Source organism: Bradyrhizobium daqingense (assembly GCF_021044685.1).
GTDB classification, from domain to species: Bacteria; Pseudomonadota; Alphaproteobacteria; order Rhizobiales; family Xanthobacteraceae; genus Bradyrhizobium; species Bradyrhizobium daqingense.
This window is the reverse complement of the sequence record NZ_CP088014.1, coordinates 7361089-7382371: the sequence shown is the minus strand read 5'-3', so window position 1 is coordinate 7382371 and position 21283 is coordinate 7361089. Positions and strand designations below refer to the sequence as shown.

18 protein-coding genes are annotated in these 21283 nt (G+C 64.4%); 9 read left to right on the top strand and 9 right to left on the bottom strand.

Annotation, left to right across the window (positions count from 1 at the left end; all coding sequences use genetic code 11):
• Positions 1-114: 114 nt before the first annotated feature.
• From fliJ to LPJ38_RS35170, 5 genes are all read left to right on the top strand, one after another.
• Positions 115-534, top strand: a complete 420-nt coding sequence (gene fliJ / locus LPJ38_RS35190) for a flagellar export protein FliJ (protein WP_008562039.1) — start codon at positions 115-117, stop codon at positions 532-534.
• 218 nt (positions 535-752) lie between these two features.
• Positions 753-1298, top strand: a complete 546-nt coding sequence (locus LPJ38_RS35185) for a sigma-70 family RNA polymerase sigma factor (protein WP_145638280.1) — start codon at positions 753-755, stop codon at positions 1296-1298.
• A gap of 37 nt (positions 1299-1335) precedes the next feature.
• Complete coding sequence (locus LPJ38_RS35180; protein WP_145638277.1) at positions 1336-2403, top strand: anti-sigma factor; 1068 nt, start codon at positions 1336-1338, stop codon at positions 2401-2403.
• Positions 2404-2638: 235 nt separating this feature from the next.
• Positions 2639-3598, top strand: a complete 960-nt coding sequence (locus tag LPJ38_RS35175) for a helix-turn-helix transcriptional regulator (protein WP_145638273.1) — start codon at positions 2639-2641, stop codon at positions 3596-3598.
• A 116-nt stretch (positions 3599-3714) separates the two neighbouring features.
• Complete coding sequence (locus tag LPJ38_RS35170; RefSeq protein WP_145638270.1) at positions 3715-4938, top strand: NAD(P)/FAD-dependent oxidoreductase; 1224 nt, start codon at positions 3715-3717, stop codon at positions 4936-4938.
• A 106-nt stretch (positions 4939-5044) separates the two neighbouring features.
• Here LPJ38_RS35170 and LPJ38_RS35165 read toward each other — a convergent pair whose 3' ends face one another.
• Positions 5045-6139, bottom strand: a complete 1095-nt coding sequence (locus LPJ38_RS35165) for an AraC family transcriptional regulator (protein ID WP_145638268.1) — start codon at positions 6137-6139, stop codon at positions 5045-5047.
• Positions 6140-6399: 260 nt separating this feature from the next.
• Between LPJ38_RS35165 and LPJ38_RS35160 the strand changes: the two genes are divergently transcribed.
• The 4 genes from LPJ38_RS35160 to LPJ38_RS35145 all read left to right on the top strand — a co-directional run bounded on the left by LPJ38_RS35160 (position 6400) and on the right by LPJ38_RS35145 (position 12998).
• Positions 6400-9702, top strand: coding sequence for an outer membrane protein (locus LPJ38_RS35160; protein WP_145638264.1), 3303 nt, complete (start codon positions 6400-6402; stop codon positions 9700-9702).
• 124 nt (positions 9703-9826) lie between these two features.
• A complete protein-coding gene (locus LPJ38_RS35155; protein ID WP_158644773.1) occupies positions 9827-10657 on the top strand; it encodes an outer membrane protein in 831 nt (276 codons plus the stop codon).
• Positions 10658-10988: 331 nt separating this feature from the next.
• Positions 10989-11711, top strand: a complete 723-nt coding sequence (locus LPJ38_RS35150) for a GrlR family regulatory protein (protein ID WP_145638257.1) — start codon at positions 10989-10991, stop codon at positions 11709-11711.
• 267 nt (positions 11712-11978) lie between these two features.
• On the top strand, positions 11979-12998 hold the full coding sequence (locus LPJ38_RS35145) for a lysozyme family protein (protein ID WP_145638254.1): 1020 nt from the start codon (positions 11979-11981) through the stop codon (positions 12996-12998).
• Between the two features lie 928 nt (positions 12999-13926).
• Here LPJ38_RS35145 and LPJ38_RS35140 read toward each other — a convergent pair.
• From LPJ38_RS35140 to LPJ38_RS35105, 8 genes are all read right to left on the bottom strand, one after another.
• On the bottom strand, positions 13927-14127 hold the full coding sequence (locus tag LPJ38_RS35140) for a hypothetical protein (RefSeq protein WP_145638251.1): 201 nt from the start codon (positions 14125-14127) through the stop codon (positions 13927-13929).
• A 293-nt stretch (positions 14128-14420) separates the two neighbouring features.
• Positions 14421-16562 carry a flagellar biosynthesis protein FlhA gene (gene flhA / locus LPJ38_RS35135; protein ID WP_167520593.1) on the bottom strand — a complete coding sequence of 714 codons (2142 nt, stop codon included), beginning with the start codon at positions 16560-16562 and terminating at the stop codon, positions 14421-14423.
• 353 nt (positions 16563-16915) lie between these two features.
• Positions 16916-17218, bottom strand: coding sequence for a copper-binding protein (locus LPJ38_RS35130; RefSeq protein WP_145638245.1), 303 nt, complete (start codon positions 17216-17218; stop codon positions 16916-16918).
• Positions 17219-17235: 17 nt separating this feature from the next.
• Positions 17236-17685, bottom strand: a complete 450-nt coding sequence (locus tag LPJ38_RS35125) for a cupredoxin domain-containing protein (protein WP_145638343.1) — start codon at positions 17683-17685, stop codon at positions 17236-17238.
• A 31-nt stretch (positions 17686-17716) separates the two neighbouring features.
• Positions 17717-19054 (bottom strand): multicopper oxidase family protein, encoded by a 1338-nt coding sequence (locus LPJ38_RS35120; RefSeq protein WP_145638243.1) that lies wholly within the window; start codon positions 19052-19054, stop codon positions 17717-17719.
• Positions 19055-19067: 13 nt separating this feature from the next.
• Positions 19068-20495: a TolC family protein gene (locus tag LPJ38_RS35115; protein ID WP_145638240.1), complete on the bottom strand. Its 1428-nt coding sequence runs from the start codon at positions 20493-20495 to the stop codon at positions 19068-19070.
• A 9-nt stretch (positions 20496-20504) separates the two neighbouring features.
• Positions 20505-20789, bottom strand: coding sequence for a hypothetical protein (locus tag LPJ38_RS35110; RefSeq protein ID WP_145638237.1), 285 nt, complete (start codon positions 20787-20789; stop codon positions 20505-20507).
• 74 nt (positions 20790-20863) lie between these two features.
• On the bottom strand, positions 20864-21277 hold the full coding sequence (locus tag LPJ38_RS35105; RefSeq protein WP_231088507.1) for a hypothetical protein: 414 nt from the start codon (positions 21275-21277) through the stop codon (positions 20864-20866).
• Between the last annotated feature and the right edge of the window lie 6 nt (positions 21278-21283).

Sequence of the window (21283 nt, the reverse complement as noted above, 5' to 3'; positions counted from 1 at the left end):
CGGTCATCATCCGATCCCACAGAGTAGCAGAGCCGGTCTTGGCCCAAATCGGGCCCGTGGGGAGACCGGTGCCGTCCCACGTGCAGCGAGGGGACTTCTGGGGAGTACGAGTCGATGAAGTCACGAGATACCCTCATCCGCCTGAAGAAGTTTCAGGTCGACGAGAAGCGCCGCCGGGTCACCCAGATCGAGACCATGATCGCCGACTTCCAGCGGATGTCGGTGGACCTCGAACGCGAGATCCAGACCGAGCAGGACCGCGCCGGGATCAACGATCCCTCGCACTTCGCTTATCCGACCTATGCCAAAGCCGCGATCCAGCGCCGCGAGAACCTGACCCGCTCGGCCGACGAGCTCAAGGGCCAGCTCGATGAAGCCAAGGCCGCGCTGGCCGAGGCCTTCGAGGAGCTGAAGAAGGTCGAGCTGCTCGACGAGCGCGACCAGGCCCGCGAGCGCGCCGAAGAGAACGCCCGCGAGCAGGCCGACCTCGACAGCATCGGCCTGATGCGCGCCCGCATCGGCGCCGTCGCCTGACGGCGACAGCCAGCCGGATCACCGATAAATCTGCAAAACCCGGACCCGCAAGGTCCGGGTTTTCGTATGTGCTGTCCACAGCGTTGCGCCGCGCCCCTTGGTGGTCGGCTTCGTCGCGCGCTATGGTGGTGGACATGAATGCGGTGCCAGCGGCGGAGGTGTCCACCTCTCCCGTCGGGAGAGGTGAAGCGACGACGGGCCGCGTGTCGGGGGGCTGAATGCTGACGCCAGCAGAGCTGGTCGGGCTGATCGAGGCGGTGGCGAAGGGCGATCAGGCCGCGTTCGAGCGCCTCTACGCCGCCACGCGCGCGAAACTTTATGGCGTCGTGCTCCGTATCTTGCGCCGGCAGGATCTTTCGGAGGAGGTCATCCAGGAGACCTACGTCAAGATCTGGAACAGTGCCGGTCAGTTCAATCCGGCGCTGTCCTCGCCGATCACGTGGATGGTCTCGATCGCGCGCAACCGTGCCATCGACGTCGTGCGCAAGAAGTCGGAAGTCTCCATCGAGGAAGAGCCTCAGGCGATGGAGGTGGCCGCCGACAGTCCCGATCCGCTGGCGCGGCGGGAGATGACGGAGGAGCTGAAGCGGCTCCTGGAATGTGTCGGCCGGCTCGAGCCGGATCGCCAAAGGCTGGTGCTGCTCGCCTATTACAACGGCTGGAGCCGCGAGCAATTGGCGGAGAAATTCGCCGCGCCCGTCAACACGGTGAAGACGTGGCTCCGGCGCAGCATGCTGGATATCCGGGAATGTCTCGGACTGTGATGGCTTGGATGACGAGGATGGGTCTGGACTGCAATTGATGGCCTACACGGAGGACCATATCGCGCTCGCCGCGGAATATGCGCTCGGCACCCTCGATGCCGACGAGCGTGCGCAGGTCGAGACCATGATGGCGGTGGATCCGGCATTTGCCGAGATCGTGCAGGCCTGGGCCTTCCGACTCGGCGCCCTCAACCAGATGGTCGGCTCAGTCGAGCCGCGTCCGATCGTGTGGGAGAATATCAGGTCCGAGATCGCGCGCACCGCGGTTGCGCAAGAGCCGCCTGCGCCTGCCGAAGCTTCGCCGCCGCCACCTCCGCCCATCCCGGAATCGCCCGCGCCGGAAACCGCCTCGTTGGACTCTCCGGCCGAGGCGGTGCCGTCCCCTGAGCCGCCGCATGACGAAGCAGAGCAGCCGGAGACGCCGCATCCTGCACCCGATGTCATCCCGGACATCGCGCCGCAATTCATCCCGCAGGTCCATGCGCCCGACCTCGACGTCGTGCGCGCGCCGCAAGCGCCGGTCGTCGACGACGGCAATTTGATCCGCCTCGAGGGGCGCGTGAAGCGCTGGCGCAACATTGCATCCGCCGTCGGCGCGCTTGCGGCCGCGCTGCTCGTGACGCTGTCGCTGCAGATCTTCCTGCCCGATGCGCTGCCGGGCGCCTTGCGTCCTGCGCCCCGCATCCAGACGGTGGAGGTGAAGACGCCGGCCGCGCCGCTCACCGCCTCCGCGCAATATGTCGCCTTGCTCCAGGGCCAGGCCGGCGGTCCCGCCTTCATCCTCACCATCGACGGCGCGACGCGGAATTTCACGGTACGCAAAGTCGGCGCGACCCCGGAGCCCGGCAAGAGCTTCGAGCTCTGGCTGATCTCCGACAAGCTGCCGCGGCCACGCTCGCTCGGCGTGATCGGTGCGGGCGATTTCACGGCGCGTCCGCTGCTCGCGTCCTACGATTCCGACGTCGTCAATGGCGCAACCTACGCTGTCACCATCGAGCAGGCCGGCGGTTCGCCCAATGGCGAGCCGACCTCCGCCCCGGTGTTCTCCGGCAAGCTGATCGAGACGGTGCCGCCGGCGCAAGCGCAGCCGCCGGCGAAGAAGTAGGGGCGTCGTAGCCCCGACGAACGCAAGCGATATCCGGAATCACCGTCCCCGCATGTTGCTTCGCTCATGCGGGCGACCAGACGCTTCTGTCGCCAGGGTCCATTCCGCCGTCGCATCCCGACAAGTCCCGCCGAATCCGCTCGCGATTTGAACCTCCTTGCAATCCGCGGCGTCAAATCCCCGGAATTTGCAGTCGGCGCCGCCGATCGCGGAGCTGGAGAGGGCTAGAAATCAGATGGATGCAGCGAAAGCGCCCGGCATCTTCATTCACCAATATGCGGGACTGCCGCACGGCCTGGCCTTCGAGCAATGGCGCGAGCGGGCGGTCGGCTCCTGCGGCCTCGATATCGGGCCGAGCCAGGGCGACAACATCGATTGCCGGCTCCAGGTCAGCGTCGTCGACAACATCGCGCTCGCGATTCCCGAAGGCGCCTCGGCGCAATATTCGCGCAGGCAGAGCCACCTTGCCGACGGCAGCGACGATCTCGTGCTGATTGCTGCCCATGCGGGCCGCATCCGCGTCGGGCAGAACGGCCATACCGTGGAGCTCGAGCCGGCGCAGCTGGTGCTCGTCGACATGAGCATCACCGGCACCGTCGGCCACACCGACGAGAACCGATTCACCAGCATTCGCATGCCGCGCCGTGCGCTGCTCGACATCAATCCGCGCGCCGAGGAAAAGCTGTCGCAAGTGCTCTCCGACGGCGCGGTGGCCGAGACCATCTTCCGTTACCACGCTCTCGCCGCCAGTCAGGGGCCGCATCTCGATGCCGTCGGCCAGCGTCTGACCGCGCAGCACATGGTCGATCTCGTCGGCCTGCTGCTCGGCACCGACGCCGAGCATGCCAGCCTCGCGCGCGGACGCGGGCATGCGGCGGCGCGTCTTGATCTCATGCGCGCCGACGTGATGGCCGCACTCGGCCGCAACGATCTCTGCCTGTCCGAGATCGCGGCGCGTTCGGGCCTCAGCCCGCGGCAGGCGCAGCGCCTGTTCGAGCAGGCCGGCACGACCTTCACCGAATTCGTGCTGGAGCAGCGCCTGCTCCAGGCGCGCAAGCTGCTCTCCGATCCCCGTGCCCGATCGCGCAAGATCAGCGACATCGCGCATTCCTCGGGCTTCGCCGATCTGTCCTATTTCAACCGTGCCTTCCGCAAGCGCTTCGGTGCGACGCCCTCGGAAATGCGCGGGGCGTAAGTCGCGCACTCGTGCAGCGGCGCGGCATTGCCGCATTTGGCCGGTCCGGGCGGTTGAGCTATAGTCGCCCGCGCGGGCAGACCGCTCGATCGCTTTGGAAAGTGTAGTAGGCGGACATGGCGCGTATCGTCGTGCTCGGCGCCGGATTTGCAGGTCTGTGGGCGGCCATCGGCGCCGCGCGCAAGCGCGACGAGATCGGCGCGAACGGCGACATCGAGATCCACCTCGTCGACCGCAATCCCTATCACAACATCCGCGTGCGCAACTACGAGGCCGATCTCGGCGAGGTCGCTTTGCCGCTGCCGCAGCTGCTCGACCCGATCGGTGTCAGCCATGGCATCGGCGAGGTCGAGGCCATCGATCCGGCACGGCGCGAAATCTCGCTGGTCACGAGCCGCGGTGAGGAGACGCTGCATTATGATCGCCTCGTGCTGGCGCTCGGCAGCGAGGTGATGCGTCCCGACATTCCAGGCCTTGCCGAGCACGCCTTCGACGTCGACACCTATGGCGCGGCGCTCCGCCTCGAGGATCATCTCGTCTCGCTCGGCCGCAGCATGCCGGCGCCGGGGCGCTCGACGGTGGTGGTGGTCGGCGCCGGCTTCACCGGCATCGAGGTCGCGGCCGAGATGCCGGCGCGGCTTGCGCATGCGGGCATCAGCGGCAGCCGCCGCATCATCCTCGTCGATCCCAATCCGGCGGTCGGCGTCACCATCGGCGCGCAGGCGCGTCCCGTCATCGAGACGGCTCTGGCCTCGCTCGATGTCGAGATGCGGCTCGGCGTGCGCGTCGCATCAATCGAGGCGGCCGGCGTGCATCTGAGCTCGGGCGAATTCATTCCGGCGCAGACCGTGATCTGGTGTGCCGGGATGCGTGCAAGCCCCTTGGCCGCGAGCTTTCCGGAGGCGCGTGATCGTCTCGGGCGCTTGCTCGTCGATCCCTTCATGCGGGTGGCGGACGTCGGCGGCGTGTTCGCGGCCGGCGATGTTGCCTCCAGTGTGATCGACGGGCTGCATCCGACCGTGATGTCCTGCCAGTTCGCGCGTCCCATGGGCCGCTTCGCCGGCCACAACGTGGTCGCCGATCTCGCTGGCTTGCCGATGCTGCCGCTGCGGATCGACTGGTACGTCACCGTACTCGATCTCGGCGCCTGGGGCGCGCTCTACACCGAAGGCTGGGACCGCGAGGTGCGCGCCACCGGTGCTGCGGCGAAAGCGACCAAGGAGACCATCAATCGCAAGCGCATCTATCCGCCGCTCACCGGCAGCAAGGACGAGCTGTTCGCTGCGGCCGCGCCGACCGTGCAGGCGCCGCCGCCGACATATGGGGCGCCGCGTCGTTGAGCTGGTCCCCTAGCCGACTTTGCGGCTCGCTGCCGAGAGGTCGCCTTCTGACCCCCAGCGGACGACGCGCGGTACAGCCGGGACTACCGCCGGACTGCGCGTCCGATCACGTCGGCTCGCCGACATCGCGGCGATAATGCCTGGGCGAAGCTCCGAAGCGGCGGCGGAAACAGCGGTTGAAGTAGGACACCTCGTTGAATCCGCAGGCATAGGCGATATCGCTGATCTTCGATCGGTCGTAGCGCGAATCGAGCAGCATCTTCCGTGCCTTCTGCAGCCGCAGCTCGGCGACACGTTCGGTAAAGCTCGATCCGGTCTCCTGCAGCAGCTCCTGAACGTAACGCGGCGAAAGCCCTAATTTGCGCGCAAGTTCGTTTGGCGAAAACGACGCATCAGCGAAACGCGCCCTGATATTCGCGATCACGTCCTGCAGCCGCGCGGCGCGCAAGCCGCGGCGCGTCGCAAGGTCGGCTGAATCGCCGCGGGCACCGAGGACCAGAGCGACCAGATCGATGAGATGCGTGCCGACGTTATCCTGCAGCACGAGGTCGGCATCGATATCGGAGTCGATGACGATGGCGAGATAGCGCTCCAGGTGACGCAAGGCCGGCGATGGAGCCAACGGCGTCAAGGCAAGGTCCTCGAAATTCGGCAGCCGCTCGGCCAGCAGCGCGCGTGGCACCGTGATGCCGCGAAACGCGATCGGCCCATCAAGTTGCGACGCGATCGGCGCGGCGTTGGTATAGAGCATCGCTTCCCCCGCGCCGCGAATGGCTTCGCGGCCCTCCTGCTTGATCAGGGTACTCACACCGTTGAACGTAGTGCCGATGATGTAGTCGCCGCGGGTATCGGCTTGGACGTGACGCTGGTTACGCACTGCCGTTTGGATATTGGCCTCAAGCTGGGTAACCGCGATATCGCCGAATTTCAGGAATTCGGACCGCGAATAAAACGGCGCATCGGGAAAGAACGAAATATCCGCCGCGCACAAATGATCGGTGAACAGGTCGAGCCACAGCCGGCGGCGCGCAGCTGCGTCAAGCTGAGCAGGAAGCTGATCCGAAGCGAATACGACCTTGGACATGCTGCATGGTAAGGCTGTGGATGTAACTAGATACCGCGGCAGAGTTGATCGCGGCGCAAGCGTTACAAATGCGGTAAAGCGCCGCACGCTCTGCCGGAACGGATTGACTGCTCGCACCAGTCCAAGTCGAGCGCGCCGCTGTCAAACTTCGCTGTGCGTTGAACCGGCGAATGTATCCACCGAGCAACATGGGGTCCGAAAAGGCCAGGCGACGCGGGATCGTCCAACTCGGGTGCAGGCCAGGACAAGAAGCCGATGCCATGACGTGTCAGTAACTTGGCCATCTAATGAAGGCGGCAAGGGCGTGGTGCGCTACGCCGTATTGACGGGGGGCGTTCCTGTAGTTTGGAGCAGCTGCTTTGGAATTGGGGGTTGGGGTGAAGAAGCTGACATCACTGACGGGCGCTTCGTTGGCTGGCGCCTCGATCATGGTTTCTGCAGGAGCTCTGGCCGCCGACCTCACTGTGAAGGCGCCGCCCCGACCGGCTTGGGTCGATAGCTGGGCCGGGCCTTATATCGGCGCTTATTTCAGCGCGGGCGCCGGACGTGTGACGGAATCCTCGACGGGCCGTTTCGGTAGCGGTTCTGTCTCGACAAACGCCGGTGTTGTGACGTCGAGCTCGACCCTGGTCGGAACGACTGCGAGTAATCTTGCGGGCGATGTGACCGGTTCGATGGTCGACCTGTTCGCAGGGTACAATTGGCAGGCCGGCAATATCGTGGCCGGCGGGCAGGTTGAAGGCACGGTCTTTTCCGATGTCGCCTTGAAGCCGTTCGGCAACCAGACGCTCAACAGTGTCAGCACCAACGTGCTGCTCGGGGCGGTGACCTCAACGAGTGCCGGCACGGCGATCGTGCAGAGCAACCAGCAGCTGCGTTCGCGGATCGGGCTGATCGGCCGGGTCGGCTTTCTCGCGCGTCCGGATCTGCTGCTATATGGCCTCGGCGGCCTCGAACTCGGTCACTTTACCTTTGCCGACGGCGCCGATCCTTTCGGCGGTGACAATAACAAATGGGTGGCCGGCTACACGGTCGGCGCCGGCGGCGAGTTGAAGCTGACCGGAAATTGGTCGCTGCGCGGTGAATACCGGTATCTGAATTTCGGCTTCAACCGAAGCGCAGCCAGCAGCGGAACGGCCAGCTCGGCCACGGGCGCAACGACTTTCGTGTCGACCAGCAGCGAATCCTCCTCGTCACGGACGAATGCGGATTTCCACGTTGCCAAGATCGGTCTGGTCTACCAATTCGGTGATTCCGGGCCGCTGTCCGCAATGGCGGCGATACCTCCGGCTGGACGCGGGGCTTCATTCGCAAGCGGCTGGGGTGACAGCTGGGCCGGCCCCTATATCGGTGCTTACTTCGGCGCCGGCGCCGGGCGGGCAAAGCAGACCTCCAGGAGAATTGACGACGAAGGCAGTGTCAGTGTCCCCGGCGGGTCGTCGGCGTTCACGCAATCAGGATTCGGCAATCTCGCCGGCGACATGACCGGTTCGATGGTCGATCTGTTCGCGGGCTACAATTGGCGAACCGGCAATGTCGTGGTCGGCGGGCAGATCGAAGGCACCTTGTTCAGCGACGTCACCACGAAGACGGTCGGTAACGAGGCATACAGCTCGGTTTCGAGCGACAACGGCGTCGTCACCTCGACAAGGTCGGGGACGAACAGCATCGAGGACCGGCAACAATTGCGCTCGAACGTCGGCGTGATCGGCCGGGCCGGTTATCTCGTGACACCGAATGTGCTGCTGTATGGCCTCGGCGGCCTGGCGCTGGGGCACCTGACCTATCCCGACGGCTATCCCGATTCGGAAGTGCAGGTCGGCGGCAAGAACGGCAAATGGGTGGCCGGTTATGTCGCGGGCGCGGGCGGCGAGGTCAAGTTGACGGACAGCTGGTCGCTGCGCGGCGAATACCGCTACATGCATTTCGGATATGACCGCAACGAGCCGTCAGGCAACTCGCAGACGTCCGTATCGGGTGGCGGCACCACCACGTCCACCAACAGCACCGTCAACCGGCGGCATATCGAGGCCGATTTCCACGTCGGCAAGGTTGGACTGGTTTACCAATTCGGCGCGTCAGGCACGCGGTCGGCGATGGCGGCACTGCCGGACCCGGCCTGGAGCGACGGCTGGGCCGGACCCTATATCGGTGCCTATTTCGGTGCCGGTGCCGGACGTGCCGCGGAAACCATCGCAACGAACAACAGCAGGACCAGCACGACCACCAGCGTCGGGACCACGACCTCCACCAGCGCTCAATCGGCGAGCGGCCGTCCCGTCGGCGACGTGACGGGCTCGATGGTCGATCTTTTCGCGGGCTACAATTGGCGCGCCGGCAATGCCGTGGCCGGCGGGCAGATCGAAGGCTCGGTGTTCTCCGACGTTACGTTCAAGACCATCGGTCCTCGGACATTCACCTCAGTCGACACCTCGAACGGAGCTGTCACCTCGACGTCCTCGGGTTCGCAAACCGCCGCGGACCAGGCCCAGCAGCAGCTGCGTTCGAACGTCGGCGTGATCGGCCGGGCCGGTTATCTGGTGACGCCGAACGTGCTGCTCTACGGCCTCGGGGGTCTGGCGCTGGGGCATTTCACTTACGCTGACGGGGACTTCAGCCGCGGCGAGTCCAACGGTAAGTGGGTGGCCGGCTACACCTTGGGCGCCGGCGGCGAAGTGAAGCTGACAGGTAACTGGTCTCTGCGCGGCGAATATCGCTATGCGCATTACGGCTTCGGCCGCAACGAATCCAGCACCTTCACATCGAATTCGCAATCGACCGGATCCTCCAGCACCTCTGTGTCCACCGACAGCACCACTCGTCAGATCAACGCCGACTTCCACACCGGAAAGATCGGCATGGTCTACCGGTTCGGTGAAGGCGGACCGCGCTCGGCCATGGCGGCACTGCCTGGCGCTCCCAGCGACCACTGGACCGGCCCCTATCTCGGCGCCTATTTCGCTGCCGGCGCGGGCCGCGCCCGACAAAACCTCGCGTCGACGGCCGACTCTGCCCAGCAGAATTTCAACGGCGCCGTGCTGACGACGAATTTCGTCGGCAGCACGACCACCCGCGGCAATGCCGTGGGCGACACGACGGGCTCGATGGTCGATCTGTTCGCAGGCTACAATTGGCGCGCCGGCAATATCGTGGCCGGCGGTCAGATCGAAGGCACTCTCTTCTCCGACGTTGCGTTCAAGACGGTCGGCGAGCGAACCAGCAATACCCGACAGGTTCTCAACGGCGTCGTGACTGCAAGTGTCAATCAGGCAACGATACAGGCCAGCGAGCAACTGCGCTCGAACGTCGGCGTGATCGGCCGGGCCGGCTATCTCGTGACCCCGAAGTTGATGCTTTACGGCCTCGGCGGCCTGGCGCTGGGCCATTTCACCTTTCCCGATCCCGGCAATGCCGACGGGCCCAACGGCAAGTGGGTGGCGGGCTACACGGCTGGCGCGGGCGGCGAGTTCAAGCTGACCCAGCGATGGTCGCTGCGCGGCGAATACCGCTACCTGCATTTCGACATCGACCGCAGCGAGACACGCACCAGCTCAAGCACGCAGACCCTGGGCGCCACGACCATTCTCAGGGCCAACGCGGACAGCACGTCGAGAAAGACCAGTGCAGATATTCACATTGCGAAGATCGGCGCGGTCTATGGCTTCTGCTATTGCGACTAGGTGCACGGTGGCAAACGCGCATGCGGATGGTGGTTGCGATCACCTCTGTGAAATAGGCCGGCGAAATGCCGCTACTGAATCGTTCCATGGGTACGCCGCCTCTCGGCGCAATTTGAGGGTAGTCATGAAATCCATCGTCTCCGGTGCTCTCCTGCTCTCGGCTCTCGGTCTCTCCCAGGCCGCCTCTGCGGCCGACCTTGCTAGGGCCTACACCAAGGCGCCGCCCGCGCCGGTCGCGTTCAGCTGGACCGGTTTTTATGCCGGCGTGCACGGTGGCTATGGCTGGAGCGATCCGACCGCGACCTTCGATCCGGGCGCGCTGGCGACCGGGACGGTCCCCGGCTATGTCGTGACGGGTGGTACAGGGCCGTTCTCGCTGGATGTGAGTCCCAAGGGTGGGTTCGGCGGCGGCCAGGTCGGCTACAACTGGCAGTCCGGCACGTTCGTCTACGGTGTGGAAGCGGATGTCAGCGGCGCAGCCATCAGGGAGACGGCGAGCCGCCCCTTCAGCGTCACCGGAACGATCGGCGGCGACAATGGCGCGTTCACCGGCGTCTTCAACCTCAAGCAGGAAATCGACGTCTTCGGCACGGTCCGCGGACGCATCGGCTATGCTGCGAACAATGTGCTGATCTACGGCACCGGCGGCTTCGCCTGGGGCCACGTCAAGAACAGTATCTTCACCTCCAACCTCGCCACCCCGAATATCGCCAATTTCAACGGCTTCTTCCCGGCCTTGACGCGCAGCGCGTCATCGTCCGAGGTCCAGCTCGGTTTCTCCGCCGGCGGCGGCGTTGAATGGGCCTTCAATCCGCGCTGGACGTTCAAGGCCGAGTACATCTACATCAATCTCGGTCGGTCGAACGGCAATGCTCTTGCCTTCCCTGGAGCGTCCTTCACGGACACGGAGGTTCAGCTTCATACGGCCAAGGCCGGCATCAACTATCGGTTCTGATTGAATTAATTTGGTGGTGCTTAGTGCAGCGGCGGCTTTGCACCGCCGATTGTCCCCGTATTCCAAGGCACCGTGTCTTGAAACGGCAGGGATGATGCTTTGGATATTGGTGAGGTTGACTTCCTCAGCTAGTGAGGCTGGTCATTCTAAGCCTGCAGTCCCTCCAATCCCGCGTCCGCTTCGAGACGAAGGCTCGTAGCACCAGATTGCAATCTCGAACCGAGAAATTGCTTTGGCTGGCACCACCTGTATAAACAAGCGCATGCTCCCCTACGACGGTCCGAGTGAGCCGCTGAGCAAAAGACGGGTCCGAGTTGATCGGTGGTGCCGGATGAACGAGTTATCAAGCGCTTTCGACGGCCTCTTCAAAAGCGAATTTTCGATCAACCAAGCGGTTGGACGGAGCGTCACCTACGTGCGCCGGGGCAAGTTGCTGGGCGGCAATTCAGGGTTTGCTCATATCGGGAATTACCATGTCGACGCGGACTCAATCCGGGTCGATGTGACCAGCCGACGACACAATTTTGGCGCCGATCATCAGTCTTTACTCGGTTCCGACGTTTCGTCCATTTCTGTCGTGGGCAGGGCGGTTGGTAAAGCGTTTCACTTCGAGGGCAGCTCTCCGCAGGTGCCCGGTGCCATCTTTCGATCCATCATGACCCCGCTGGATGAAAGCGACCTTCCCCCGCCCGGATTGATTGGTGAAGGTGGCATTTCCGACGGATTGTACTCCATCCATCTGAAGATTCTGGACGGCGTCCCCGGCGGCCTGACTGGCGTGATGCTGTTGAAGAGCGGCCGCATCTTGGGCGGCGATGCCTTCTTCTACTATCTCGGGTCATATTCCTCCTCCAACGGTCGATGGAGAGGGCAGATGGTCAATCAGGAGCATACGCCAGCGCGAGGCGAAGACCCGGTATTTGGCGGACATGAGATTGGAATTGGTTTTTCGGGAACGTGCGATGCGAAGGGCGGTATCCTCGAGGGCACGGCCCTTGCGGGCAAGCGCAGCATCAGGTTCGAAGCCCGTCTGGAATTGATCAGCGCTGCTTAGGGCGGACTCGTGTTGGCGGCGTGTTCGCGGCCGGCGACATTGCCTTGGCGTGATCGATGGGCTGCATCCAATCGTGATCCTGCCGGTTCGCGCCGACCGTGCAGGCACCGCAGCCGGCCTGCGGAACGTGGTAGTCGCTGCTGCGCGGCAGAAGCCTGCTCCCGTTCACCACATTTAAACCTTAAGATTCTACGAAGAATGCTCACCCATGGGCCGCAGGAACATGCAAGCAGTCTTCGTACAGACGCCATCGGTGGACTTCCGGCGATGAAGGTGTGGCAGACCAGCTGCATCGTGGCTGTTATCGCGTCCGTCGGCCTGTATGCCGCTGCGAGTAACAGACCGGCGGCGACAGTGCGGGATGTCATGCCGCAAGCGGCAGCGAGCATGGCGGCACCGGCGAACATCGTGACGGCTGCGTTGTACGCAGAGGCATCCGCACGACTTGCGGCAGCGCTTCGGGCAGAAAGAGCAGAGCCTGGCTCGGTGACGTCAGCAGGTTTCGGGCCCATGAGCACCGCCGAGATCGTCGACGAACCCGTCGCGCGAACATTGGCGTCGTTGGGACAGGATGTCGTCCAGCCGCCGCCAGAGCGCGATACATCCAGCGATGCTCCGAAAGCAGCGTCGACTCAGGATTTCCGTTATCTGGTTTACTACGTCTGGTCCGAACTGCCGCCCGCCGAGAAACCGGCGGAGATCGTCTTGCGTGCGTTCAAGGACATTCCGGTCGGAACGCCGGCCGAAGAGATCAAGCGCGCTTCCGACGCGTTCGGTCTCGATTTCAATTTCATGATGGCGGTTGCCAAGATCGAATCCGGTTTCAACCCCAATCAACGCACCGGGTCGTATATCGGATTGTTCCAGCTGAGCTACTATGAGTTCGGGAAGTTCGGCTTTGGGGAGATTCGCAGTCCACGGGATAACGCCGTTGCGGCCGCCTACAAAATGATTACCGAAGGCATCCAGTTCGAGTGGATCACGCACCGGACGCCAGACAAGAGCGATCTTTACTTGATCCATCAGCAGGGCTGGGAAGGCGCCGCGGAGCACATCAGTCGGCCCGCTCGCTCCGCATGGAAATCAATGTGTGCCACCAGCGAAGGAAGGGAGAAGGGCGAGAAGTGGTGCAAACGCGCGATTTGGGGCAATACACTTCCGACCTTCAAGCGCACCTGGAAATCGGTGGACAACGTGACGTCAGAGGCGTTCGTTGGCATGTGGCGCGGCCGGGTCGCCGAGTTCTATGCGAAATATGTGGCGATTGCTGCGGCGGTAAGCCAATAATTGCCTTGTCGGCGGATAAGCCAAGCTACGACCTCTTGGGTGCCCGACGGGCGAAACACGCAAGATGCCGGTCAATTGCGCGCGTCGAAAATATTCTACTTTACCGAAATTCGGAAACAACGTATCCATCTCTGCAACCCGGCCCAAGGAAGAGGGGCGTATCGCGATCGTCACGACGTGGGCCGGGCGGCGGTGGACGTGGATCACACCGGCGCGAAGAGCTTCGCAGGGCGGGCAACCGTGAGCGAGGGCGTCGCGCCAACGACGGGTGCGGTTCGCGTACGGCAAAATCGTGTCGTCCTGGCGCCCGGGGTCTGTGCGCCAAGTCTTGCGGTGATGTAGCGGCCCGACCGGGCACGCGCATCAGTCATCTACAAGGCGACGGGGGCAATAGTGCGTCGCTCCCCGGGGAGAGCACGACATACGCCGTAAACCCACTGCGCAGGGAAGGCCGGATGTTTGGCTCCACCTGTATGCCGCTGTGCAAGTTCTTGTTGCCATCTCTCGCACAGTGGACCGTGGGTGCCCGGCCGGCACCCGGTCTTCCCTGCGCCCTCTTTCGATCGAGGGTGAGGCGATGAAGAAAAGCTCGGGCGAAAGATGCCGCGAGGATGCGAAGTTGTGTCTGCAATGAAGACGCGAATGAATAGAGCGACGCCCGTCGCTCCGCACTCCGTCATTGCGAGCGCAGCGAAGCAATCCAGACTGCTTCCAAGGAGGCAGTCTGGATTGCTTCGTCGCAAGAGCTCCTCGCAATGACGAGGGGCAATTTCGCAACCAACCGACATACCCCAGACATGAGAAAGCGCCCGTGGGGGGCGGGCGCTTTCTGTAGTCGACTTGGGGTTGGGGTCGTCTACATATCCACGTGGCGACTTTGGGGGGCTGGTAAAGAGCCGCGTGAATTCAAAAAACTCGTCAGATCTCCTTAGCGAACGAGGGACGCGTTCGAGCTGGTGATAGCGACCGGCTTGCCGGCCTTGATGACGCGGGCCGTCTCGGTCAGGCCTTCATCCGAACCGATGCGGGCCGTGATGCCGAGACCTGCCACCGCGATCCCCGCGACGAGGGCAACGACCACAATTTTCAAATGGGTCGAGCGATCTGCGCTGTAGATCGAGTGGTTCATGAAGGCTCCTGCCGCCATCTACCCGAAGTGGTCGCCCGCCGGTTCAGGCAGGTTCATGCTTCCGGTGCCCAACAACCTAGTATTGGGAGGATTCGTTCCCAAGGGGCCATCACAAGAGCGTGAAAGGACGTGAAAGGTCGCGATCGAAGGCAATCCTTGATCGAGCAATTATATAATTATTTCAAGGCTGTAACGTGCTTGCCCGACGGCTTTCCAGCTGGTGGTCGACAAGGCGCCAGGAACTCAAAAACCATTTGCCTGTGTCCTAAAAGCACACGGCTTCTTAAGGCAAATCAGATGCTTCCGACCGTTTTCAACCTCGCCCTCGGGTGGATTTCGGCCTGCGATAGCACGGTGGTCTGAGCCCGGAACCGTTCGACCAGGGAACGCACGAACGGACGAATTGCCGCAGAGGTGACCAGCACCGGTGCTTCGCCCTCGCGTGCGGCGCGCTCGAAGGCCTCGCGCACGGCGGTCATGAACTCCGACAGCTTCGAGGGCTGCATCGCGAGGCTGCGCTCCTCGCCCTGGCCGATGATCGACTCGGCAAAGGCCTGCTCCCAGCGCGCCGACAAGGCGATCAGCGGCAGATAGCCGTTGTAGGAGGTGTTCTGTGCACAGATCTGCCGCGCCAGCCGGGCGCGGACATGCTCGACCATGGTCGCGGGATTGCGCGAGAAGGCGAGCGAGTCGGCGATGCCTTCGAGGATGGTCGAGAGGTCGCGGATCGAGATGCGCTCGGCCAGCAGCAATTGCAGCACACGCTGGATGCCGGAGACGGTGACCTGGCCCGGCACGATGTCCTTGACCAGCTCGCTCTGCTCCTTCGGCAGCTCCTTGAGCAGCTTCTGCACCTCGCCATAGGAGAGCAGGTCCGACATGTTGGCCTTGAGCAGCTCGGTGAGATGGGTCGAGAGCACGGTCGCGGCGTCGACGACGGTATAGCCCTTGAGCGAGGCCTCTTCCTTGAGGCTGGCGTCGACCCAGGTCGCGGGCAGGCCGAAGGTCGGCTCGGTGGTATGGATGCCGGGCACCTGCACCTGGCTGCCGCCGGGATCCATGACCATGAACTGGTTCGGCCAGATCTTGCCGGTGCCGGCGTCGACCTCCTTGATCTTGATGATGTAGGTGTTGGCCTCGAGCTGGACGTTGTCGAGGATGCGCACGGCCGGCATCACGAAGCCCATCTCGATCGCGAGCGAGCGGCGCAGCGCCTTGATCTGCTCGGTGAGACGGTCGGTGCCGTCTGGACCGTTGACCAGCGGCAGCAGCGCATAGCCGAGCTCGATCTTGAGGTCGTCGATCTTGAGCGCAGCCGAGATCGGCTCCTCGGCCGCGGCGGCGCCCGGTGCACCCGGCATGCCCGGAGCAGGCGCGGCCTTGGCGGCTTCCTCGGCCTTGGCCGTGACCCGGTTGCGGTTGCGGGCGTTCCAGGCGAGCGCGCCGGCGCCGGCGCCGAGCGCCAGGAATGGGAGCGTCGGAATGCCGGGCAGGGCCGCCAGCACCAGCATCACCGCCGACGACATTGCGAGCGCCTGCGGATAGCCGGAGAACTGCTTCATCAGCGCCTTGTCGGCGGCGCCGGAGACGCCGGCCTTGGAGACGAGCAGGCCGGCCGCGGTCGAGACGATCAGCGCCGGCACCTGGGTGACGAGCCCGTCGCCGACGGTCAGCAGCGTATAGGTGCGGCCGGCGTCGGCAAAGGACATGCCCTGCTGCGCGACGCCGATGATCATGCCGCCGACGACGTTGATGAAGACGATCAAGAGGCCGGCGATGGCATCGCCGCGGACGAATTTGGAGGCACCGTCCATGGCGCCGAAGAAGCCGCTCTCGTCCTCCAGCTCCTTGCGCCGCTCCTTGGCGACCTTCTCGTCGATCAGGCCGGCGGAGAGGTCCGCGTCGATCGCCATCTGCTTGCCGGGCATGGCGTCGAGGTGGAAGCGTGCGGCGACTTCGGCGATGCGGCCCGAACCCTTGGTGATGACGATGAAGTTGACGATGATCAGGATGGCAAAGACGATGATGCCGATGACGAAATTGCCGCCCATCACGAAATTGCCGAAGGCCTCGATGACGTGACCGGCGGCAGCCGTGCCCTCGTGCCCGTGCGACAGGATCAGGCGGGTCGAGGCCATGTTCAGCGACAGGCGCAGCATGGTCGAGATCAGCAGGACAGTCGGGAAGGCGGAGAATTCCAGCGGCGCCTGGATGAACAGCGACGTCATCAGGATCAGGATCGACAGCGTGATCGAGATCGCCAGGAACAGGTCCAGCACGATGGCGGGCAGGGGCAGGATCAACACCACCAGGATGGTGAGGACGCCGAGCGCCAGCGCGATGTCGCCGCGCTTGAGGATGGTGACGATATCGTTGAGGGAGGGGATCGAGGGCCGTGCTGCGCCTACGCCCTGTCCTGCGGTGACGTCGACCATGCTAGCTGCCTCCCCGCGCGACTGCCGTCCGCGCGCCCCAAACGTCTGCGCGGCGGCCGAGGGGCCGCCGTTCCTAAAGTGAGGCACCGCACTGGCGTCCACGGGAGCTCCCGTTCTACGCGGCCGACGACACTCGACTTCACCCGGCAATTCTTGCCGGGTGTATGGTTAGCAAAGGGTTAACGGAGGGAAGAGAGGAGGGGCGGAGCGGGGTGTTTCGGGTGTTTCGGTCATCTGGCGAGGGAAGACTTCGTCATGCCCGGGCTTGTCCCGGGCATCCACGTTCTTTGTGCCGCGCGGAGGACGTGGATGGCCGCGACAAGCCGCCATGACGTCTTGGAACCTTCAGCGGATTACTTCGCCTTCTCCATCCTGGTCACCGTGTACCCCGACGCCGCCTCCTCGGCCTCGAAGGTGATCTTGTCGCCGACCTTCACCTGCTTGAGCATCGCGGCATCCTTGACGCGGTAGACCATGGTCATGGGCTCCTCCATGCCGAGGCTCTTGGCTGGTCCGTGCTTGAGCGTGATCTTGCCCGCGCCCTCGTCGATCTTCTTGACCTCGCCGCTGATCGATGCGGCTCCGGCCGCGAGCGCTCCGGTGGCAATGCTGAAGGTCAGCGCCAGCGCGGCGGTGAGACGGATGATGTTGTTCATGGGAGTTTCCTTTCGCACTACTTGACGGTGACGTGGCCGACCATGCCGTAGTCGCGATGGTCGGGGATCAGGCAGGAATATTCGAACGTGCCGGCCTTGCTGAACTTCCACAGGATCTCGGCAGTCTTCTTCGGCGCGAGCCGCACCCCGTTGGGATCGTCATGCTCCATGTGCGGATGCTTCTTCATCTCCACCGCATGCGCGAGATTTTCCGCACGTGTGGCGAGCAGGAATTCGTGGTCCTCCTTGCCGACATTGCGCAGCACGAAGCGGATCTGCTCGCCGCGCTTGACCTCGATTTTCGCCGGCGTGTAGTCCATCTCGCTCATCAGAATCTCGATGGTGCGCGTCGGCTTCTTGGGATCGCCGGGCTCGCCGGCCGAAAAGGTCGCGTGCTTGTCGTGGGCAAGGGCCGGCGCGATCGAGAGCGCGGCCAGCGCGAGGCTGAGCTTGATGGTGGTCTTCATCGTGGTCTCCATTTGGTGATTCATCGAACGCTCACATCTTCGTCTTCTTCATCGGCGGGCTGCCCGGCTTTTGCCGGGCGGGCTCTGTGGCGGGAGCCGCCACTTCGTAGGCGACGGTGCCTTGCGGGAATTTGTACGGACCGGGATCGCGATAATCGTCGCGCGCGAGGTCCTCGCGGATCTTCATCACCGTGAACATGCCGCCCATCTCGATCGGCCCGAACTGGCCGGTGCCGGTCATCATCGGCAGCGTGTTGTCGGGCGCGGGCATTTCCATGTTGCCCATGGCCATGCCGGTCGAGCCCATGGCCATGCCGTCAGGCGCGAGCTTGCCGACGGCCTTGGCGAGATCCTTGCGCGACACGCCGATGAGATTGCGCACGTCGTGTCCCATCGCGTTCATGGTGTGGTGCGATTTGTGGCAATGGAACGCCCAGTCTCCGGGATTGTCGGCGAGCACATCGAACACGCGCACCGCGCCGACCGGCACGTCCGTCGTCGTCTCCGGATATTGCGCGCTCTCCGGAATCCAGCCGCCGTCGGTGCAGGTCAGCGCGAAACTGTGGCCGTGCAGATGGATCGGGTGGTTGGTCATGCTGAGATTGCCGATGCGCACGCGCACCTTGTCACCGAGCCTGACCGGCAGCGGATCGATGCCGGGGAAGACCCGCGCATTCCAGGTCCACATGTTGAAATCCGTCATCTCGTTGACGTGCGGCAGGTAGGTGCCGGGGTCGACGCGATAGGTGCTCATCACGAAGACGAAGTCGCGGTCGACGGGCCGGAAATCCGGATCGCGCGGGTGCACGACGACCATCCCCATCATGCCCATCGCCATCTGCACCATCTCGTCGGAATGCGGGTGGTACATGAAGGTCCCGCTCTTCTTCATCTCGAACTCGTAGACGAAGGTCTTGCCCGGCTGGATGTGCGGCTGGGTCAGTCCGCCAACGCCGTCCATGCCGCTCGGGATGATCATGCCGTGCCAGTGCACGGTGGTGTATTCGGGCAGGCGGTTGGTGACGAAGATGCGGACCTTGTCGCCCTCGACCGCCTCGATGGTCGGGCCCGGCGACTGGCCGTTATAGCCCCACAGATTCACCTTCATACCCTCGGCGAACTCGCGCACCACGGGCTCGGCGACGAGATGGAATTCCTTCCAGTCGCCGTTCATGCGGAACGGCAGCGACCAGCCGTTCAGCGTGACCACGGGGCGATAGTCGGGACCGCCGATGGGGTGCAGCGGCGGCTGCATCACCACCTTGTCCATGGTGGGCGCTTCCGGAATAGAAGCGGCCTGCACGCGGCCGCTGATCGCTGACGCGCTGGCGAGCGCGGCCGTGCCCAAGAATCCTCGGCGGGAAAACATATTGGCCTCCATCTCAGTGGCCGCCGCCATCGGCAGGTGCTGCCGCGGCGATGGTGGTCGGATTGTCTCCGCCCGCGGCCGGCGTGCCGCCGCCATTGACGGCGGTCTGCAGGTCGGCCTGGGCGAGGAAGAATCTTTGCCTCGCATCAATGGCGCCGCGCAGCGCGGCCAGACGCTGCCGCGCCTCGGTGAGCAGCGCGAAGATGTCGACCTGCATGCTGGAGAAGCGCAGCTGCATCTCCTCGGTGATGATCCTGCGCAAGGGGATGATCTCGCGCTGGTAGTGGCTGGCGATGTCGTAGCTGGAGCGGTAGACGCGATAAGCGTCGCGCGCCTCCGAGCGCACGTTGACGGCGCGCTCGGTCAGGCGGTTGAAGGCGAAATTGTAGGTCTCGGCCGCCTGGCGCACGCGCACCTCGCCGCCGTCGAAGATCGGGATCTGGAACTGGACGTCGAAGCCGCGCTCGCGGAACGGCGGCCCTTCCGGATCCTGGGTGCGGCGGGAAATGCCGGCGAGATCGAGCAGCGTGACGAAGCGTGTCGCCTCGGTGAGATTCAACGCCTTCGCGAGCGCGGTCAGCTCCAGCCGCGCGATCTGCAAGTCGATGCGGTGGGCGACCGCATCGGCCTCGATCGAAGGCAAGCTCAGCGGCCGGCGCGGCAGCGGCGGCAACGCGCTCGGCAGACGGAAGTCGAGGCCGCCGTCCCACAGCCCCATCAGGCGCGCAAGCCTTTCGCGTGCGCTCGCCGCCATCTGCCGCGCGGTGGCGAGGTCGGCCGTGGTCTCGGCGTAGAACACCTGCTCGCGGGCCTGATCGAGCTTGTTGAGCGAGCCGGTCTCGCCGAGCTTGACCGCGAGCTGCGCGGTTGATTCCGCCGTCGCCTTCGCGTCGGTCAGCAAGCCCACCATCTCGTTGCCGGCAACGGCGCGCCAATAGGCGCGGCGGACGTCGGCGGCGAGCCGGAGCGTCGCCAGCGCCGCGCGCAATTGGGCCTGGCGAAAACGCTCGCGAGCGATGTCGGAGCGGAACGGCAGGGTGGCGAGCGCGAGTATGTCGCCGACCACCTGGCGCTCGATCTCGCTGGCGCCATTGCCCGTGATGCGCGAGACCGCGAACACCGGATTGGGCGGCAGGCTCTGCTCGACCAGATCGGTCTCGGCCAGCGCCAGTTCGTTATAGGCCGCTTGCAGTCCCTTATTGTTCAGCAGCGCGATCTGCACGGCCGTGTCTGCGGTCAATGGCCGCGACAGCAGCTGGCGCACGCGAACGTCGATTGCGTCGGCTGCCTCGGCCGTTCGCACGAAGGCGACGTCCTTGTTGATGCTTTGGCTCGTCAGCTCCGCGACCGTGGTCATGCCGCTGTCGGGCGAGAACGCGGCGCAGCCGGAGAGGCCGAGAGCGGCGAGAACGAGCAGGCCTCGCGCAAGATGGCGTGTCATGGCGCGCTCCTACCTGTCTTGCTTCGGCCGCGGCGTGACGTCGTCGTTGCGGTCGCGCCATGGCGCCGGCGTCGCAGGCCGCAGGCTGGTATAGGGCGCAATGGTCGAGCGATAGCCGACGGGCGCCACCTTCACCGCGGGATCGGCCGGATCGGCGCTGGCCACCTGGTGCGTTGCCGGCATGCAGCCGGACAGCGCCGAGGTGGCAAGGGCCAACAGCGGCCAAGTGATTCGAAAGGGTCGTCCACGCGCCGCGGATGCGGCGGCGAACTTCGCCCCGGAAAGCGTAGTCATGATTTATCCCTGATCTGAAAGACCACAGGTTCGCGCGCGCAGAGGCGCGCTCGGCCCGAAATCGTCGTGCCAGATCAGGCGATGGGGGGACGGTAGTGCTGAGGCGGCGCCGTGCTGCGCAGGCTGGCTGCGATCTCGGGCGCGCAGGCGGACGCGGGGAAGAGCGGCTTGGCGACGCTGGGCAAATCAGCCGGCAGCGCGCTGACGCACATCATCGCACAGCAAGGTCCCACGGTTCCCTTGCCGCCATGATGATCCGCGGCCGGCGCGTCCTGCGCCGCGGACTGATGATGCGCGTGCTGGGCGGCGTGGTCATGCGAGGGGACGCCATGCTCATGGCTTGCTTGCATCTGATGATGCATCGGCACGAGATCGGCCTCGTCCGCAAGACACGGGGCCGGACCGCTGCCCCAGGCGAGCGCTGCTGCCGGCGCTAGCACGCAGAACAGATAGGCGAGGGCAACGAGGCGCCCCACCTTGATCCGCATCGATCG

Excerpts from the sequence above, each read along its gene's own strand:
- fliJ (WP_008562039.1), top strand. The coding sequence starts at position 115 with ATGAAGTCACGAGATACCCTCATCCGCCTGAAGAAGTTTCAGGTCGAC.
- LPJ38_RS35185 (WP_145638280.1), top strand. The coding sequence starts at position 753 with ATGCTGACGCCAGCAGAGCTGGTCGGGCTGATCGAGGCGGTGGCGAAG.
- LPJ38_RS35180 (WP_145638277.1), top strand. The coding sequence starts at position 1,336 with ATGGCCTACACGGAGGACCATATCGCGCTCGCCGCGGAATATGCGCTC.
- LPJ38_RS35175 (WP_145638273.1), top strand. The coding sequence starts at position 2,639 with ATGGATGCAGCGAAAGCGCCCGGCATCTTCATTCACCAATATGCGGGA.
- LPJ38_RS35170 (WP_145638270.1), top strand. The coding sequence starts at position 3,715 with ATGGCGCGTATCGTCGTGCTCGGCGCCGGATTTGCAGGTCTGTGGGCG.
- LPJ38_RS35155 (WP_158644773.1), top strand. The coding sequence starts at position 9,827 with ATGAAATCCATCGTCTCCGGTGCTCTCCTGCTCTCGGCTCTCGGTCTC.
- LPJ38_RS35150 (WP_145638257.1), top strand. The coding sequence starts at position 10,989 with ATGAACGAGTTATCAAGCGCTTTCGACGGCCTCTTCAAAAGCGAATTT.
- LPJ38_RS35145 (WP_145638254.1), top strand. The coding sequence starts at position 11,979 with ATGAAGGTGTGGCAGACCAGCTGCATCGTGGCTGTTATCGCGTCCGTC.
- LPJ38_RS35140 (WP_145638251.1), bottom strand. The coding sequence starts at position 14,127 with ATGAACCACTCGATCTACAGCGCAGATCGCTCGACCCATTTGAAAATT.
- flhA (WP_167520593.1), bottom strand. The coding sequence starts at position 16,562 with ATGGTCGACGTCACCGCAGGACAGGGCGTAGGCGCAGCACGGCCCTCG.
- LPJ38_RS35130 (WP_145638245.1), bottom strand. The coding sequence starts at position 17,218 with ATGAACAACATCATCCGTCTCACCGCCGCGCTGGCGCTGACCTTCAGC.
- LPJ38_RS35125 (WP_145638343.1), bottom strand. The coding sequence starts at position 17,685 with ATGAAGACCACCATCAAGCTCAGCCTCGCGCTGGCCGCGCTCTCGATC.
- LPJ38_RS35120 (WP_145638243.1), bottom strand. The coding sequence starts at position 19,054 with ATGTTTTCCCGCCGAGGATTCTTGGGCACGGCCGCGCTCGCCAGCGCG.
- LPJ38_RS35115 (WP_145638240.1), bottom strand. The coding sequence starts at position 20,495 with ATGACACGCCATCTTGCGCGAGGCCTGCTCGTTCTCGCCGCTCTCGGC.
- LPJ38_RS35110 (WP_145638237.1), bottom strand. The coding sequence starts at position 20,789 with ATGACTACGCTTTCCGGGGCGAAGTTCGCCGCCGCATCCGCGGCGCGT.
- LPJ38_RS35105 (WP_231088507.1), bottom strand. The coding sequence starts at position 21,277 with ATGCGGATCAAGGTGGGGCGCCTCGTTGCCCTCGCCTATCTGTTCTGC.